Here is a 16247-nt window from a genome sequence, read left to right as displayed (position 1 = left end):
CCCCTTGTATTACTTATTACGTTTAATATAGTCTAATAAACGTTCAATATCCCACGTGTTAATCACGTTATCTTTTTGAATCCAACCTTTACGTGCTGCTGCTACACCTGTTTCCATATCTTCTAACATTTCAAGCGTATGAGCATCCGTATTAATCGCTACTTTCACACCAGCATCTTGTGCTTGTTTTAATAATTTCGCGCTTAAATCTAGACGGTTCGGATTCGCATTTAATTCTAAAACTGTATTTGTCTCTTTTGCTAGTTCAATTAATAAATCTGTATCTACATCATAACCCTCACGACGCCCGAGAAGACGTCCTGTAGGATGGGCAATCATTGTGACATGTTTATTCTCAAGTGCAGTACGTAGACGCTTCATAATCGTTTCACGGTCTTGTGAGAAGCTAGAGTGAATCGCTCCAATGACATAATCTAATTCTGCTAATACTTCATCATCAAAATCAAGCGAGGCATCTGGTAAAATGTCCATTTCAATTCCGCGTAAAATTGTAATGTCTGGATACTTTTCATTCATACGTTCAATTTCTTTCGCTTGCTCACGAAGACGCTCTTTCGTTAAACCGTTCGCCACTTTTAAGTATTGCGAGTGATCAGTAATCGCCATAAACTTATATCCACGAGCACGGCACGCTTGTACCATTTCTTCAATAGAAAAAGCACCGTCACTCCAAGTTGTATGCATATGTAAATCACCTTGTATATCGGAAAACTGAATTAAGTTCGGATACTCTTTAATTAATTCAATTTCTTTTCCATCTTCACGCACTTCTGGCGGAATAAATGGCAAACCGAAATGAGCAAAGAAGTCTTCTTCAGTCTCAAATGTTTTCACTTCACCTGTTTCCAAGTTCTCTACACCGTACTCACTAATTTTCTCGCCTTTATCTTTTGCGATTTGACGCATTTTTACGTTATGATCTTTTGATCCAGTGAAATGGTGAAGAGTTGTAATAAACTCTTCTGGTTTTACTAAACGGAAATCAATTGAAATATCATATTCATATTGAAGACGGACAGAAACTTTTGTATCTCCACTTGCTATTACTTCAATCATATTATCAAATTGTAGTAAATGCTCACGTACCGCTGCTGGTTCTGTCGTTGCAATGATAAAATCTAAATCTTTCACTGTTTCACGAACACGGCGCAAACTACCAGCGCGAGAGAAACGAATTACTTCAGCAATATTCGACAATTTCTCCTCTATTTCCCCGGCAATAGGCAATACCATCGCAATTGGTAAACGCTCTGGACGAGAGCCTACTTGATCGATTGCTTCTAATATTTTCTCTTCTGTCTTCTTACCGAAACCTGCTAAAGCTTGTACTTTATTTTCCTCACAAACAGCTTTTAGCGATTCCATATCAACAACACCAAGTTCTTTGTATAACTTAGCTACCTTCTTACCACCAAGACCTGGTAGTTTTAATAACGGCAATAAGCTACTTGGTACTTCTTTTTCAAGTTCTTGTAATACTTCAGATGTTCCCGATTCTATATATTCTTGAATAACTGCTGCTGTTCCTTTTCCAATGCCCGGAATCTTCGTGAAATCTTCAATCTCAGAAAGACTACGATCATCACTTTCTAATGCTGCTGCCGCTTTACGAAATGCAGATATTTTAAATGGATTCGCGCCCTTTAATTCCATAAAAAGCCCGATTGTCTCTAATAATTTGATAACTTGTTTTTTATTTACTTTCATCATTGCCCCGCCTTTCTTTCATAGAAAAAAACTTCTCTTTCCGAAAAAAGAGAAGTTATACTCTGCTACCTGTCTGCCATAGTTCCTTCACCTTTTCAGATAGAATCGGTGTATCGTCTACAATTATTTTGCTAATTGATGATTTTTGTAATGGTGTTTGTACTTGTTCAATCGGAAGAATGTTTCCAATGATAATTAAGACAAACAAAATAATATATACTTCTAAAAATCCGAGGATTGCCCCCGCAAACGCATTTACTTGCTTTAAAACCGGTATTTCTGCAAACATATTTAACAAATTACCAAGTAATGAAAGTGCAATTTTAGTGATAATAAACAATATGATAAACGCAAGCGCTTGATAAAATACTGTCTCAATATTATTTGCATCAATCCATTCTGGAACAGATACGTTTTTATCAAATGGATACGGAATAAATTTCGCAAGTGCTGGCGCTAAATCTTTACAGTACCAGTATGCAACAAGGTATGCGATAATAAAGCTTGTTAACTTTACAAGTTGCAGAATAAACCCTCTGCGTAAGCCGAGGAAAAATCCCATAACAAGCAGTAAAATGATAATAATATCAATCATGTTATTCCATTCCTTTTTTTGTCATACTTTCTTTCAATTTCTCATGTTCTTCTTTTAATTTTATGTAATCGTGTATGACGTTTACCGCCGTCAATACCGCTAGTCTACTCGTGTCAAGCGAAGGATTCTTGGCATTGAGTTCGCGCATTTTATCATCCACAATCGCTGCTACCATGCGGATATGACTTGTACTTTCATCGCCAACAACTGAATATTGCTGACCATAGATTTCTACATTAATTCGACTTTTCTTTCCCTTTTGTTGTGACAACTCACCGGCCTCCAATCACGTACAGAATCCTAAAGTTTATCATACCATGAACCTTCATAATATGGAAACAGAAAGAACAATCCGATATGATAAAAATAACAATATAAAAAAAGGGGCGACCATTATGTCAAATTCTATCGTAATTCAAACAAATTCTACAGTAATTGAAGACATGAAACAACAATATAAACATTCGCTTAGCCCGAAAACTCCGCAAGGCGGGATCTTCATGGCAAAGGTACCATCTTGCACGATTACAGCGTATAAATCTGGAAAAGTAATGTTCCAAGGAGGCCGCGCTGAAGCAGAAGCTTCTCGTTGGCAAACTGTCTCTCAAACACCGAAAACAGCTGCAAAAAAATCTGTTGATTCACACCGTTATGCACCGCCTGCTTCCATCGGTACAATGTCTATTGTAGGGTCTGATGAAGTTGGTACTGGTGATTTCTTCGGACCGATGACAGTCGTTGCTGTATATGTGGATGCAAAGCAAATTCCACTACTAAAAGAACTTGGTGTAAAAGACTCTAAAAACTTAAATGACGATCAAATTACTGCCATTGCGAAACAACTTCTACACGTTGTTCCTTATAGCTCTCTTGTCCTTCATAACGAAAAATATAACGAGCTATTTGATAAAGGAAACAACCAAGGTAAGTTAAAAGCTTTACTACACAATAAAGCTATTACAAACTTATTAGCTAAAATGGCACCTACAAAACCTGAAGGCGTCTTAATCGACCAATTCACACAGCCTGATACATACTACAAATATTTAGCAAAACAAAAACAGGTACAACGTGAAAATGTTTACTTCGCAACGAAAGGCGAAAGCGTCCATTTAGCAGTAGCCGCCGCCTCCATTTTAGCTCGTTACTCATTCGTAAAACAATTTAACGAACTAAGCAAAAAAGCTGGTATGCCCCTTCCAAAAGGTGCAGGTAAACAAGTTGATATCGCCGCCGCTAAATTAATTCAAAAGCTTGGTAAAGAACGATTACCTGAGTTTGTGAAACTGCATTTTGCTAATACGGAAAAGGCGCTTCGCTTACTAAAATAGTATCGACAAAAACAGGAGCCTACAAACTCCTGTTTTTTGTTTTATCCTACTATTGTCCTTATAGTTTTGTTATAATTAAAATATACAGATTATTCTAACATAGGAGGAGATTCCCATTGCTACTTCTACAAATGATTCTAAATATTTCACTAGGTAATCCACACGAAAGGCAGTTTGAAATTAGAGAAAACATTCAGCTGCTAAGTGAACAACGAGCGTTCAACGATTTAATAGAGCGCTATGGCCGATCTTTCTTATTAAACTTTCGGATCCGCAGGTTTATCGGGAAACACGATGCTCGCTCGTTAATACATAATCCAGCAAAACTACAACACTTCTGTGAGGAACTTGAATGTATGATTAGAAAAAGGCGGTCTTTCATATGAACGCTGTAAAAGTTAAAAAGGTACTTTATGCATTCGTACACATCGTAGGTCCTCTATCTTACCTCACTATTTCTACCATTTGGGGAGCTTTTTTCACTACTAAATCTACATTTGAAAATATATCTGATAATCTTGGCGTGATGGCCATCTATTACAAAAGAGATTCATGATAAAAAGATGTAACACATAAAAAGGAGAGTCGCCAAGACTCTCCTTTTTATGTTAGCTTTGTTTCTGCTTCTTATTAGATGAAGATACTTTATGAGAACCTGTTTCATGTGTTGTCGTTCCTTGTCCTTCTACTTCTGGAGAACCTAGGCCCGATCTCGAATGATCTTTTTTCACTTTTTTACTCATTTATATTCACCCCTTCGCGTTACTTTTTGCTACAGGAGAATAAACTATACAAAATAAAAAGCGAGAGGATTTCCTCTCGCTTTTTTCATATTTTAGAATTCAGAAGAACCTGGAGTTCTTGGGAATGGAATTACGTCACGGATGTTAGCCATGCCAGTGATGTACATTAGGAAGCGCTCGAAACCTAGACCGAATCCAGCGTGTTTTGTACCGCCGTATTTTCTAAGTTCTAAGTACCACCAGTAGTCCTCTTCGTTCATACCTAATTCTTTAATTCTGTCTACTAAAACGTCCATTCTTTCTTCACGTTGACTTCCGCCGATTAATTCGCCGATGCCAGGAACTAGAAGGTCAGTAGCAGCTACTGTTTTACCGTCTTCATTCAAACGCATGTAGAATGCTTTAATGTCTTTCGGATAGTCAGTTACGAATACAGGGCGTTTGAAGATTTCTTCTGATAAGTATCTTTCGTGCTCTGTTTGTAAGTCGATTCCCCATTCTACTGGGTATTTGAAGTCAGCACCTGATTCTTGAAGCACTTTAATTGCTTCTGTATAAGTGATGCGACCGAAGTCAGAGTTAATTACGTTGTTCATGCGCTCAAGAACTGTTTTATCAACGAAGCTGTTGAAGAATTCCATTTCTTCTGGTGCATGCTCTAATACGTATTTCATTGCATATTTCAGCATATCTTCTGTAAGGTTCATTACGTCCCCTAGTTCAGCGAATGCAATCTCAGGCTCAACCATCCAGAACTCAGCAGCGTGGCGAGTTGTGTTTGAGTTTTCTGCACGGAATGTAGGTCCGAATGTGTATACATCACGGAATGCTAATGCATAAGCTTCAGCGTTCAGCTGTCCACTTACTGTTAAGTTTGTTTCTTTACCGAAGAAGTCTTTTGACTCATCAACTTTTCCGTCTTCACCTTTTGGTAGGTTATTTAAATCTTGCGTTGTTACGCGGAACATTTCGCCAGCACCTTCTGTATCACTACCAGTGATGATAGGTGTATGAACATGTACGAATCCACGCTCTTGGAAGAATTGGTGAATCGCAAATGCTGCGATAGAACGTACGCGGAACGTTGCAGAGAATGCATTTGTTCTTGGACGTAAGTGAGCGATTGTACGTAAGTATTCAAATGTATGACGTTTCTTTTGAAGTGGGTAATCAGAATCTGATAAGCCCTCGATATCAATTTTTTCTGCTTTAATTTCAAATGGTTGCTTCGCTCCAGGCGTTGCAATTACTTTACCTTCTACTTTAACTGAAGAGCTAAGTGGAAGTTTTGCAATTTCTTTGAAGTTCTCTAATTCTGTATCGAAAACGATTTGAACGCTTTTGAAGAAGCTACCGTCGTTTAATTCGATGAAACCAAATGCTTTTGAATCACGTAAGTTACGAATCCACCCTGATACTTGTACTGTTTGATCTGCATACTTTTCTGTATCTCTATACAGACTTTTTACTAATGTGTTTTCCATAGTGAAATTCTCCTTTGCTCATATATTTAAATACAAAAAAACCTTTCATCCATAAAGGGACGAAAGGTTAAACTTCGCGGTACCACCCAATTTGTCATAAAGACCAACTTTAACTCGTATGTAATACATACTTCCCGGTTTGTAACAGGCCGGATTCCCGTCTAAGTCTACTCTTGAATACAAGATTCAATTTCGGTTAGCAACTCCAAGGTGTTCTTCACATATACCGCCTCATCAGGCTCTCACCGTCCCTGACTCGCTTTGGATTATAGTATATACTACTTTTCCTTATCATCGTCTTTCATTTTGTTAAACTAAAATTAATGTACTACATTCGAGAGAAAGATGCAAGGTGTCGGAAAATATATGAGCGATTTTTGTAATATATCGACTTACCGACAGTGTCCGACAACTAACCCAATAAAAAAATTGCCGGAATATATCCGGCAATTTTCTAATTACTTACGTAACTCCGCACCGAATTTCTCTTCTACCGTTGTTAGTACACGGTTATGTGCTTCTGTTACTTCTTCGTCTGTTAATGTACGTTCTGCATCGAAGTAAGTCATAGAGAATGCAAGTGATTTCTTGCCTTCTTCCATTTTTTCACCTTCGTATAAGTCGAATAGTGTTACGTCTTTCAGAAGTTCTCCGCCAGCTTCAGCAATGACTTGCTTCATTTCACCAGCTTTTGTTTCTTTTGTTACTACAACAGCCATGTCACGTGTCATAGATGGGAAACGTGGAATTGCTGCGTAGTAAGTTTCTTCAGCGTCTGCACCGAATACTTTTACAAGAGATAATTCAAATACGAATGTATTTTTCACATCTAATTGTTTTTCTGCTTCTGGGTGCAATTGACCGATGAAACCAATTACTTCGCCATCTAATACGATGTCAGCTGTACGGCCTGGGTGCATACCTTCACGTTTTGCTGGTGCATATGTGATTTGGTTTGCAACGCCAAGTACGTCGAATAGTCCTTCTAGTACACCTTTCACAACGAAGAAGTCTACTACTTTCTTCTCACCTTGCCATGCATGGTGAAGAGCAAGACCTGTCATAACACCTGCAAGATGTTGTTCTTCTTTCGGAAGTTCTCCTTCTTCTGTCGGTAAGAAGATAGAACCTACTTCGTATAAAGCAACGCTGTCATTTTTACGAGCGACATTGTATGAAACTGCTTCTAGTAATTGCGGTACTAAGCTTAAACGAAGTTGGCTACGTTCTTCACTCATTGGAAGTGCAAGACCTACAGGCGCCTTTTCGTTTGGCTCAACCATATATTGTTTCGCTTTATCAGCGCTTGTTAATGAATATGTGATTGCTTCATATAAACCAGCACCCTCTAAGAAGCGGCGTACTTTACGACGTTTCGTTTGTGCTGATGTTAATTTACCACGAGTCATCGTTCCAGAAGGTAATGTAACTGGAATGTGGTCATAACCGTATAGACGGCCTACTTCTTCTACTAAGTCTTCTGAAATTGTAATATCAGGACGACGTGCTGGTACATTCACGTGGAATGTTCCTTCTACTTCTGTGAATGGGAATTTCAAGTTTGTGAACATTGTACCCATTTCACTCGCAGAAATATTTGTACCTAATACACGGTTTACTTTTTCAGCAGTAACAGATACTGTACGCTCTTGTACTTGTAAGTTGTCAGCTTCTACTACACCTTCAAGTGCTTCACCGCCAGCATATTTCGCCATTAAAGCAGCTGCGTGTTGAATTGCTTCAAATGTACGTGTTGGGTCGATTCCTTTTTCGAAACGTGCACTTGATTCACTACGAAGACCTAAGTCTTTTGATGTACGACGTACTGTTTGACCTGCAAAGTATGCAGACTCAATTAGAACGTTTACTGTCTCATTTGTAACTTCAGAATCCGCCCCGCCCATTACACCAGCAACAGCTAAAGCTTTCGTGCCGTTTGTAATTACAAGGTGGTGGCTTTGTAATGTACGCTCTTGATCATCTAACGTTTCAATTTTTTCGCCTTCTTTTGCAAGACGAACAACGATTTCTTTTGAACCTAATTTATCGTAATCGAATGCATGTAACGGTTGACCGTATTCCATTAAAATGTAGTTTGTAATATCAACTACGTTGCTAATTGGACGAATGCCAGCTGCCATAAGACGAGTTTGCATCCACATTGGTGATGGACCAATCTTTACGTTTTTAACCATTTTTGCAATGTATAATGGGTTTTCTTCTTTCGCTTCTACACTTACAGAAATATAATCAGAAGTTTTTTCTGCTGTTTCTTGTAAGTCGATAGCTGGAAGTTTTACTTCGCGGCCATAAATAGCAGCTACTTCGTAAGCAACACCTAACATGTTTAAGCAATCTGCACGGTTTGGTGTTAAGCCAAGCTCAAGTACTTCATCGTGTAAGTTTAAAATTTCAAGTGCATCTGCACCAACTTCAGCGTCACTTGGGAAGATGAAGATACCATCTGCGTATTCTTTTGAAACTAACTTTCCATCAATACCAAGCTCTTGAAGAGCACAAACCATACCGTGAGAAGCTTCACCGCGTAGTTTTGCTTTTTTGATTTTGAAGTTACCAGGAAGTACAGCTCCAACTTTTGCAACTGGTACTTTTAAACCTTTTGCAATGTTAGCAGCTCCACAAATAATTTGAACTGGCTCTTCTTCACCGATATCGATTAAGCATTTGCTTAATTTATCAGCTTCTGGGTGTTTTTCACATTCTAATACGTGACCAACTACAACACCTTTTACACCTTTATTTAATACTTCAACGCCTTCTACTTCAATACCACTTTTCGTGATTTTGTCTGCTAGTTCTTGTGCTGTTACATCTTTAATATCTACATACTCTTGTAACCAACGATATGATACGAACATACTTATCCTCTCCTTCCCTTACGCTCGTTTGAATTGTTGTAAGAAACGTACATCATTTGTATAGAAATGACGAATGTCATCTACTCCGTATTTCAACATTGCGATACGCTCTGCGCCCATACCGAATGCGAAACCTTGATATTCTTTTGAATCATAACCAGCCATTTCAAGTACGTTCGGGTGAACCATACCTGCGCCTAGAATTTCAATCCAGCCAGTTCCTTTACAAGTGCCGCAGCCTTTGCCATGACACATCATACAAGAAATATCCATCTCTACAGATGGCTCTGTGAATGGGAAGAAACTTGGACGAAGACGGATTTCACGATCTTCACCGAACATCTTTTTCACGAATACTTGCAGTGTACCTTTTAAGTCACTCATACGAATGTTTTTATCAATTACAAGACCTTCAATTTGCATGAACTGATGTGAATGCGTCGCATCGTCGTCATCACGGCGATACACTTTACCAGGACAAATAATTTTAATTGGGCCTTTTTCTTTATTATTTTCCATCGTACGTGCTTGCACAGAAGATGTATGTGTACGTAGTAACGTTTCTTCTGTGATGTAGAATGTATCTTGCATATCACGCGCTGGATGATCTTTCGGTAAGTTTAGTGCTTCGAAGTTGTAGTAGTCTTTTTCTACTTCTGTTCCTTCAGCTACTTCATAACCCATACCGATGAATACATCTTCAATTTGCTCAACAACAGCCGTTAACGGATGGTGACAACCTGTTTCAACAGGACGACCTGGCAATGTAACATCAATTGTTTCAGTAGCTAATTTCGCTTCAATTACTGCTTTTTCTAAGTTACTAATTTTGTCGTCTAGACGCGTTTGAATCGCTTCACGTACTTCATTTACTAATGCTCCCATACGTGGACGCTCTTCTGCTGATAATTTTCCCATGCCGCGTAATACTTCTGTAATTGGACCTTTTTTTCCTAAATACGCTACGCGTACGTCGTTTAAGCCTTTCAGCTCTTTCGCTTCTTCAATAAGCTCTAACGCTTTTTGCTTTAGCTCTTTTAAACGTGCTTCCATTTTGGAACCCTCCTAATTTTAAAAATAAAAAAACCTCGCTCCCAAAAAGGGACGAGGTAAATTCGCGGTACCACCCTAAATTGACAGAACATGTCTGCCCACTCATTAGTTATAACGATCAATTCTGACCGGAACGCCTTTACATATACATGGTCCTGGCGTCAACTCCAGAGGTGAATTCACTTTCGTCTACCATAAGAATGCTTTCAGTCTACGACATTCTCTCCCTATATGGCGATTTTGTAAGCTACTCTTCTCTATCAACGTTTTTCGTTATTTAACTTTTAATATAATGTACTTCAACTTATTATAAGAAGTTTTTTATTTGTTCGCAACCGGGCTTTGCAAATAATACGTTAAAATCCCTGCTGCAACCGCAACATTTAATGATTCTGCCCCGCCGTAAATCGGAATATACAAGTTTTGATCCGTTTTTGCAAGAATTTCTTGGCGTACGCCATTTCCTTCATTTCCTACAATTAATGCAAAACTGCCAGCCGGCGTTACTTCACCATACGGAACTCCATTTTCAAGAGCTGTTCCATATACAGGAACGTTATTTTCTTTTAACTTGTCTACCCATTCTTCTAAGTTCCCTTTTACAATTGGTAAGTGGAAAATAGAGCCTTGTGTAGAGCGGAGTACTTTACTATTGTAAACATCAACACAACCTTCTCCAAGCACAACGGCGTGAATACCAGCTGCATCAGCTGTACGAATAATTGTTCCTAAATTCCCTGGGTCTTGCAGGCCATCTAATAAAAGGAATTTCCCATCAGTAAGAGCTACTTCTTTCTCATGCTTCTCACAAACAGCAAATACACCTTGCGTCGTTTCTGTTTCACGAAGTATTTTTACAATCGCCTCAGGTACGATGTACATTTCCACATCATTAACTGTCCAATCTTTCGGAAGGTCTGTCTGATCTGAAACGATAAGTTCTGTTACAATTCCTGTCTTCAAAGCTTCCTCGACTAAGTGGAATCCTTCTACAAAAAATAAACCTTTTTTATCGCGTTCTTTTTTCGTTTGCAGCTTTTTCCACTGCTTTACACGCGGATTTTGTACTGAATCAATGTTTTTCATAATATGTATTTCCCTCTCTTCTTGTCTTATCATTATAGCCTATTTTTCATACATATTTACATAAAAAAGAACAAAAACTAACGTCAGTTTCAATTCTGAAGAAGAGGTGAAAGCAATGAGTTTTAATTTACGCGGTGCCGTATTAGCGAATGTATCTGGAAATTCACAAGATCAATTACAAGAAACAATCGTCGATGCAATTCAAAGCGGTGAAGAAAAAATGCTTCCAGGTCTTGGCGTTTTATTTGAAGTCATTTGGAAAAACGCTGATGAAAATGAAAAGCATGAAATGTTAGAAACACTAGAGCAAGGATTAAAAAAATAAGCAATTTGAAAATCACCTTTGCATAAGCTAAGGTGATTTTTTTGCAGAAAAATTTTTTCTTCTCCTAAACATTTCTACTTTACTAACGAACTATGATGGAGTACAATGTTCAAAATACATTTAAACCGATCGATTTTTCTTCATATACACCATAAGATAAAAGGAGTGAATGTTTTATGCACCGTATTACGCTTGAACAAATTTTTAAACACCACATTACACAAAAATACGTAAACCGTTCTGGAATGGTCCACGCGATCGCTGTCGCTTACCATGCGTTTCACCTAGCCAAAAAGCATCACGCCTCAGTCGATGCTGCCACAAAAGCTGGCTTCCTTCATGATATCGGACATCATACGTGGTACACAGGCGGCGAATGGGATTATGACTTATATAAAAAGAATGATATCCATGCAATTAAAGGCGCTGAAAGAGCACATAAATTACTTATTAGATTAGGAGAACATCCAAAACTAGCAAAAGAAATTTCTATTGCAATTCTTCTTCATACAGATTCTTTCTTAGTGGAACAAGAAATTGAAAGAACATCTCTTCAAAATATTATTAAATGGGCAGACGAAGCAGATGAAGAACCGGGCGGAGCGCATCATTATCGAACAATTTCTTATGAAAAAGCACTTAAAGCAATTCAGCAATTAGATCGATTGGTAGAGCGTGAATTGCAAATAGAGCAAGCAAAATTGAATAACAAGACAGAACATAGTTATCAATGAGAAAGAGGCATCACTACAGGGTGATACCTCTTTTATTATTTTATGAAAAATATACCTTTATATGTAATATTTAAATATTACGCCTGAAAACAAAATCCATTATAATTAAATATACAAATATAAAGAGGTGATTCTACATATGCAACCCGCTACACAACTTTCTAATGAACAGAAATACTCTATGTCATGGGGACAATTTATTAGCTCCGTTGTATTCGCTTTTTTCGGAACCGGACTTATTACTGTGTTCCTCGCAATGCCATTAACAATTTATACAGCTGGTCTCACAGATAAAAAACAAATTGCCCTGTATGAATCTATTGTAAATACCGCAAGTATCGGATTACAACTAGCCGTATTGTTATTCTTCATTTTTAAATTTGAACCCGCAAAAAAACTATTACTACAATCCTTTAACTTTACAGCACTTAAAAAATGGCGCACATACGTATACTTACTTCTTTTCTTCGCTATAAACATTTTACTCAATTACATCTTGTTAAATTATGTGTTCCAAGACGCAACAAAGCAGCAATCTTCCGCACTAAACTTAGATGTCTTTAAGCAGTATCAAATATTATTACTTCTCGGCTTTGCAATACTCACACCAATTTTTGAAGAGCTTATTTTCCGTGGCTTTATACTTCGCTTTTTCTCAGAACGCTTTCCATTTTGGATTGCAGCAATTATAACAAGCTTCTTCTTCGGTATCGCTCATACATACTCACTTGGCGTAATGGTCATTACTTTCTTCATGGGATTATTAATGGCTATTTTATGTAAAAAAACAAAATCCATTATTCCAGCTATGTTATTTCATATTATGAATAATTTGTTGGCATTCTTGAATTAGAAAGAGGTATCCTCACGATACCTCTTTTATTAATTCGTATGATCACTTCTCATCTCTATCAATTTATACATATTTATTAATAATATCCAAAATAAACCTCATGTAGTAAAATATAACTTAATTCATATAAAGGAGTTTACATATGTTCAGTGTTATTTGGATGCTTTTCACGCCACTTCTCTTACTATGCGGAATTGCTGGCGGTATTTTTTTAGTAGTAAAAGGAATTAAACATCGCAAATTGCTCGTTGGTGTAATGGGGCTACTTAGCCTATCTTTCGTCACACTACCTTTTGTTTTTTTTAGTATAGGAATTAATATCGATACAATCTTCCCCATTCCAACTTCTCTATACTGGACGCTATTTTCTTTAACTGGATTATTAGCAGGGATAAATGGATTACAAGCAAAACTTAAAAGTATACGTAATACGGGATTCATTATTTTTACCGCTGGAATATTAGGGGTTATTTTCTGGATTCTCATGTCTGTAGGTGATTCATTCTATATATAACATTTTTGTGAAATCCACAAATCGGAGGTAATACAGAAGTGTTCGGAATATTAACTTGGATGATTTTAGCTCTTACTTTGATGTTATGCGAATTCATCGTCGGCATTTTTTTAATTATGGCTGGCATGAAACATCGTAAATTACTTACTATTATAACTGGTTTAATTAGCATATTACTTATCGTTGTTCCTATCGTTTGTATAGGTACTGGAATAGATTTAGAGGAGATGGTTCCAATTTCGGGAACTTTATATTGGTGCTTCTTCTCTTTAGCTGGACTATTAGCTATTATAAGTGGCAGGCAAATATCGAGTATTTGTTCTATGGGGACGATTTTGTTTATAACAGGGCTGTGCTCCGTAACTGGTTATCATCTTTTATATGTTACTGCATAAAAAAGCACAAAAAAGCAGGGAAATTAATTCCCTGCTTTTCTATTTGGTTTATTGCCTGATTGTAAGAAGAACGATAACACCCAAGCGATACCTGCAAGTATCGTTGCGATTAAGAAGGCATCGTTAATACCGTTAATTGCAGATAGCTTTGAAATTTGTCCATATAATAGTTGTGTGCTCATCGCGTCTCCTGCTTGAGCTGATCCAGCTAAGGCCGCTAAGCTTTGACCCATGCCGTGTACTTTATCAACTAAAATTGGGTTTGATGTTGTTAACATGTTGCCGTAATCTGCTACGTGAGCAGTCGTTTGTTGCGTCATAAGTGTAATTAAAATAGCTGTTCCGATTGAACCCGCTACTTGTCTTGACGTATTTTGCGTTGCTGTACCGTGAGAAATTAATTTCATCGGCAGCGCGTTCATACCAGCTGTCATAATTGGCATCATAATGAATGACATACCAATTGAACGTATAATGTAATCCGTCATAATAACGCTATACGGCGTATCCATCGATAATTTTGTAAATTCATATGTCGCATACGTCGTAATTGCCAATCCAATTATCGCTAATGGACGAATGCCATATTTATCGAATAATTTACCCGCTACTGGTCCCATGATCCCCATAATTAATGATCCTGGAAGAAGTAGTAAACCAGATTCAATTGGCGTAAAGCCACGAATGTTTTGCAGATATACTGGAAGCAATAACATACCTCCGAATAATGCCATCGTAACGATTGCATTAATTACTAAAGTAAAAGTAAATACTGGATATTTAAATACTTGTAAATCAAGCATTTTATTGTCCGTTGTTAACTCTCTCCAAATAAATAACGCTAAACCAATTACACCGATAACAAGTGAAATAATGACTTCTGCACTAGTCCAACTATTATTTCCAGCTTCACTAAATCCGTACAATAAGCTTCCTAGTCCAATACTTGAACTAACCACACCGAATATATCTAATTTCGTTTTAGACACCGGCTGAGCTAGTGTAAAGAATTTTAAAGATAGGAACGTAATAATTAAACCAATAATAAACATCGCATAGAACATTAAGTTCCAGCTATAGTTTTCAATCACCCAACCTGTTACAGTTGGTCCGATAGCTGGTGCTAAAATCATCGCTACACCTAGTAATCCCATCGCCGCTCCGCGTTTATGAGGCGGGAATAACGTCATGAAGATATTCATACCAACCGGCATTAAAATACCCGCACCAACTGCTTGAATTACGCGACCTGTCATCATCATTGTAAAGTTTCCTGAAGTAGCACAAATGATAGATCCTACCGTGAAGAATAACATTGCTGCTACGAATAATTTACGATACGTAAATCGTGAAACTAAAAAGGCACTAATCGGTACTAAAATACCATTTACAAGCATGAAGCCTGTAATTAACCATTGTGCTGTTGAAGTTGATACATTAAATTCATTCATTAACGGAGGTAATGCAACATTAATGATTGTTTGGTTTAAAATAGAAACGAACATGCCTAGAATTAATACAGCTACAACTGCTTTTACGTTCACATTCTCTACAGGCATAGACATTTGTTTTTTCGGCACTTCTTTTTCTTGTTTTACTTCTTCTTGCTTTCCTGTTTCTAACTCAACTACATTAGAAATTTCCGATTCTTGCTTTCGTTCAATTTCTTTCTCTTCTGTTTCAACTTTACTTACTTCTATTTTACTTACGGCTGGGACTTGTTCTTCTCCCATTTTCGTTTTTTTCTTTCGTAAAAGACGATTTACAAGGAAGAAGACGATTATACAAAATAGTGCATATCCTGCAATTACAATTGAGGACATCTCATCTCCCCCTTACTTATGAATACGAACTGTCACATTCATGCCAGGAACAATATTTACTGATTTGCTATGATCTAAAGAAATTTTAACTGGTACTACTTGTGTTACTTTCGTATAGTTCGCTGTTGCGTTGCTTGATGGCAACATAGAGAATGTATTCGCTGTTGTTAAGCCAACTTGTTCTACTTTTCCTGTTAACGTTGTATCTGGGTATGCATCTACATACACATCTACATCTTGACCTTTTTGAACATCATCAACATCTGTTTCTTCAATGTTTGCTGTTACCCATAAATTGTTCATATCAAATGCATAAGCAATCGGGCTACCCGCTCCAACGAAAGCATTTGTTGTCGCGTTTGATTGTACAACTGTTGCATTTTGTGGAATTGTTACATCTACTGTTTGTTCTCCATTAGCTGCCGCTACAGTAACAGTACCTAATTTATCGTTCTCATTATAATTTTTTCCTACTTCAGCTTTCCAGTCAGTTAGTTTACCTGCTACTGGTGAAGCAACCGGAATTACCTTTCCATCAATCTTTGCATTGTCTGTTTTTAAGTAATTTTCCGTTTGATTGTAATAGTAATAACCGCCAATACCGCCGCCAACTAGTACAATTAATGTGATAATGTTGATAATTACCATTCTTCGAAACTGATTCATTGCATTCCTCTCCTTATATCGCATATAATTTTTTTCTA

At 37.4% G+C, this 16247-nt stretch carries 17 protein-coding genes and 2 other annotated features; of the genes, 7 read left to right on the top strand and 10 right to left on the bottom strand.

All coding sequences use genetic code 11. The features are described 5' to 3' along the window. Nucleotides 1-9: 9 nt before the first annotated feature. Genes polX through zapA form a run of 3 tightly spaced genes read right to left on the bottom strand, consistent with a single transcriptional unit; the run spans nt 10 to nt 2594 of the window. Nucleotides 10-1728 (bottom strand): DNA polymerase/3'-5' exonuclease PolX, encoded by a 1719-nt coding sequence (polX, locus tag ACTFO4_RS01710; protein WP_000867532.1) that lies wholly within the window; start codon nt 1726-1728, stop codon nt 10-12. Nucleotides 1729-1783: 55 nt separating this feature from the next. Beyond that, nucleotides 1784-2323 carry a CvpA family protein gene (locus tag ACTFO4_RS01705; RefSeq protein ID WP_000565409.1) on the bottom strand — a complete coding sequence of 180 codons (540 nt, stop codon included), beginning with the start codon at nt 2321-2323 and terminating at the stop codon, nt 1784-1786. Nucleotide 2324: 1 nt separating this feature from the next. Continuing rightward, nucleotides 2325-2594, bottom strand: coding sequence for a cell division protein ZapA (zapA, locus tag ACTFO4_RS01700; protein ID WP_000082701.1), 270 nt, complete (start codon nt 2592-2594; stop codon nt 2325-2327). A gap of 124 nt (nt 2595-2718) precedes the next feature. Between zapA and rnhC the strand changes: the two genes are divergently transcribed. Then, nucleotides 2719-3654 (top strand): ribonuclease HIII, encoded by a 936-nt coding sequence (gene rnhC / locus ACTFO4_RS01695; RefSeq protein ID WP_017673997.1) that lies wholly within the window; start codon nt 2719-2721, stop codon nt 3652-3654. 116 nt (nt 3655-3770) lie between these two features. Further along, a complete protein-coding gene (locus ACTFO4_RS01690) occupies nt 3771-4040 on the top strand; it encodes a hypothetical protein (protein ID WP_440013227.1) in 270 nt (89 codons plus the stop codon). Between the two features lie 222 nt (nt 4041-4262). Here the strand turns inward: ACTFO4_RS01690 and ACTFO4_RS01685 are convergent, their stop codons facing one another. From ACTFO4_RS01685 to ACTFO4_RS01665, 5 genes are all read right to left on the bottom strand, one after another. Then, the gene (locus ACTFO4_RS01685) at nt 4263-4397 is read right to left on the bottom strand and encodes a YuzL family protein (protein ID WP_000039589.1); all 135 of its coding nucleotides are present in this window, start codon (nt 4395-4397) and stop codon (nt 4263-4265) included. Nucleotides 4398-4489: 92 nt separating this feature from the next. Continuing rightward, entirely contained in the window at nt 4490-5881 is a 1392-nt protein-coding gene (gene asnS, locus ACTFO4_RS01680; protein WP_000432177.1) for an asparagine--tRNA ligase, read from the bottom strand. A 52-nt stretch (nt 5882-5933) separates the two neighbouring features. After that, nucleotides 5934-6185 (bottom strand) — a binding site (T-box leader). A gap of 154 nt (nt 6186-6339) precedes the next feature. Then, on the bottom strand, nt 6340-8760 hold the full coding sequence (pheT, locus tag ACTFO4_RS01675; RefSeq protein WP_000498186.1) for a phenylalanine--tRNA ligase subunit beta: 2421 nt from the start codon (nt 8758-8760) through the stop codon (nt 6340-6342). Nucleotides 8761-8778: 18 nt separating this feature from the next. Continuing rightward, complete coding sequence (gene pheS, locus ACTFO4_RS01670; RefSeq protein WP_000388219.1) at nt 8779-9813, bottom strand: phenylalanine--tRNA ligase subunit alpha; 1035 nt, start codon at nt 9811-9813, stop codon at nt 8779-8781. 44 nt (nt 9814-9857) lie between these two features. Further along, nucleotides 9858-10086: a binding site (T-box leader), on the bottom strand. Nucleotides 10087-10134: 48 nt separating this feature from the next. Next, a complete protein-coding gene (locus ACTFO4_RS01665) occupies nt 10135-10932 on the bottom strand; it encodes a TrmH family RNA methyltransferase (protein ID WP_002026395.1) in 798 nt (265 codons plus the stop codon). Between the two features lie 82 nt (nt 10933-11014). Here ACTFO4_RS01665 and sspI point away from each other — a divergent pair, with 82 nt between their 5' ends. The 5 genes from sspI to ACTFO4_RS01640 all read left to right on the top strand — a co-directional run bounded on the left by sspI (nt 11015) and on the right by ACTFO4_RS01640 (nt 13720). After that, a complete protein-coding gene (gene sspI / locus ACTFO4_RS01660) occupies nt 11015-11224 on the top strand; it encodes a small acid-soluble spore protein SspI (RefSeq protein ID WP_000009509.1) in 210 nt (69 codons plus the stop codon). Between the two features lie 176 nt (nt 11225-11400). Next, entirely contained in the window at nt 11401-11958 is a 558-nt protein-coding gene (locus tag ACTFO4_RS01655) for an HD domain-containing protein (RefSeq protein WP_000554786.1), read from the top strand. Between the two features lie 139 nt (nt 11959-12097). Next, nucleotides 12098-12811, top strand: a complete 714-nt coding sequence (locus ACTFO4_RS01650; RefSeq protein ID WP_017673993.1) for a CPBP family intramembrane glutamic endopeptidase — start codon at nt 12098-12100, stop codon at nt 12809-12811. A gap of 142 nt (nt 12812-12953) precedes the next feature. Beyond that, on the top strand, nt 12954-13325 hold the full coding sequence (locus ACTFO4_RS01645) for a hypothetical protein (protein ID WP_061457746.1): 372 nt from the start codon (nt 12954-12956) through the stop codon (nt 13323-13325). A gap of 38 nt (nt 13326-13363) precedes the next feature. Further along, nucleotides 13364-13720: a hypothetical protein gene (locus ACTFO4_RS01640; protein WP_061457747.1), complete on the top strand. Its 357-nt coding sequence runs from the start codon at nt 13364-13366 to the stop codon at nt 13718-13720. Nucleotides 13721-13743: 23 nt separating this feature from the next. Here ACTFO4_RS01640 and ACTFO4_RS01635 read toward each other — a convergent pair whose 3' ends face one another. Both ACTFO4_RS01635 and ACTFO4_RS01630 read right to left on the bottom strand, forming a co-directional pair. Further along, nucleotides 13744-15543: a DHA2 family efflux MFS transporter permease subunit gene (locus ACTFO4_RS01635; RefSeq protein ID WP_000095295.1), complete on the bottom strand. Its 1800-nt coding sequence runs from the start codon at nt 15541-15543 to the stop codon at nt 13744-13746. Nucleotides 15544-15555: 12 nt separating this feature from the next. After that, nucleotides 15556-16209: an HlyD family secretion protein gene (locus ACTFO4_RS01630; protein WP_001071419.1), complete on the bottom strand. Its 654-nt coding sequence runs from the start codon at nt 16207-16209 to the stop codon at nt 15556-15558. Nucleotides 16210-16247 lie beyond the last annotated feature (38 nt).

The sequence above is a fragment of the Bacillus cereus group sp. MYBKT14-1 genome (assembly GCF_051915185.1).
Classification (GTDB): domain Bacteria; phylum Bacillota; class Bacilli; order Bacillales; family Bacillaceae_G; genus Bacillus_A; species Bacillus_A cereus.
This window is presented reverse-complemented; position numbering and strand designations above follow the sequence as displayed.

What these genes read in the sequence shown, in the direction of transcription:
- polX (WP_000867532.1), bottom strand. Translation starts at nt 1,728, where the DNA reads ATGAAAGTAAATAAAAAACAAGTTATCAAATTATTAGAGACAATCGGG.
- ACTFO4_RS01705 (WP_000565409.1), bottom strand. Translation starts at nt 2,323, where the DNA reads ATGATTGATATTATTATCATTTTACTGCTTGTTATGGGATTTTTCCTC.
- rnhC (WP_017673997.1), top strand. Translation starts at nt 2,719, where the DNA reads ATGTCAAATTCTATCGTAATTCAAACAAATTCTACAGTAATTGAAGAC.
- ACTFO4_RS01685 (WP_000039589.1), bottom strand. Translation starts at nt 4,397, where the DNA reads ATGAGTAAAAAAGTGAAAAAAGATCATTCGAGATCGGGCCTAGGTTCT.
- asnS (WP_000432177.1), bottom strand. Translation starts at nt 5,881, where the DNA reads ATGGAAAACACATTAGTAAAAAGTCTGTATAGAGATACAGAAAAGTAT.
- pheT (WP_000498186.1), bottom strand. Translation starts at nt 8,760, where the DNA reads ATGTTCGTATCATATCGTTGGTTACAAGAGTATGTAGATATTAAAGAT.
- pheS (WP_000388219.1), bottom strand. Translation starts at nt 9,813, where the DNA reads ATGGAAGCACGTTTAAAAGAGCTAAAGCAAAAAGCGTTAGAGCTTATT.
- ACTFO4_RS01665 (WP_002026395.1), bottom strand. Translation starts at nt 10,932, where the DNA reads ATGATAAGACAAGAAGAGAGGGAAATACATATTATGAAAAACATTGAT.
- sspI (WP_000009509.1), top strand. Translation starts at nt 11,015, where the DNA reads ATGAGTTTTAATTTACGCGGTGCCGTATTAGCGAATGTATCTGGAAAT.
- ACTFO4_RS01655 (WP_000554786.1), top strand. Translation starts at nt 11,401, where the DNA reads ATGCACCGTATTACGCTTGAACAAATTTTTAAACACCACATTACACAA.
- ACTFO4_RS01650 (WP_017673993.1), top strand. Translation starts at nt 12,098, where the DNA reads ATGCAACCCGCTACACAACTTTCTAATGAACAGAAATACTCTATGTCA.
- ACTFO4_RS01645 (WP_061457746.1), top strand. Translation starts at nt 12,954, where the DNA reads ATGTTCAGTGTTATTTGGATGCTTTTCACGCCACTTCTCTTACTATGC.
- ACTFO4_RS01635 (WP_000095295.1), bottom strand. Translation starts at nt 15,543, where the DNA reads ATGTCCTCAATTGTAATTGCAGGATATGCACTATTTTGTATAATCGTC.
- ACTFO4_RS01630 (WP_001071419.1), bottom strand. Translation starts at nt 16,209, where the DNA reads ATGAATCAGTTTCGAAGAATGGTAATTATCAACATTATCACATTAATT.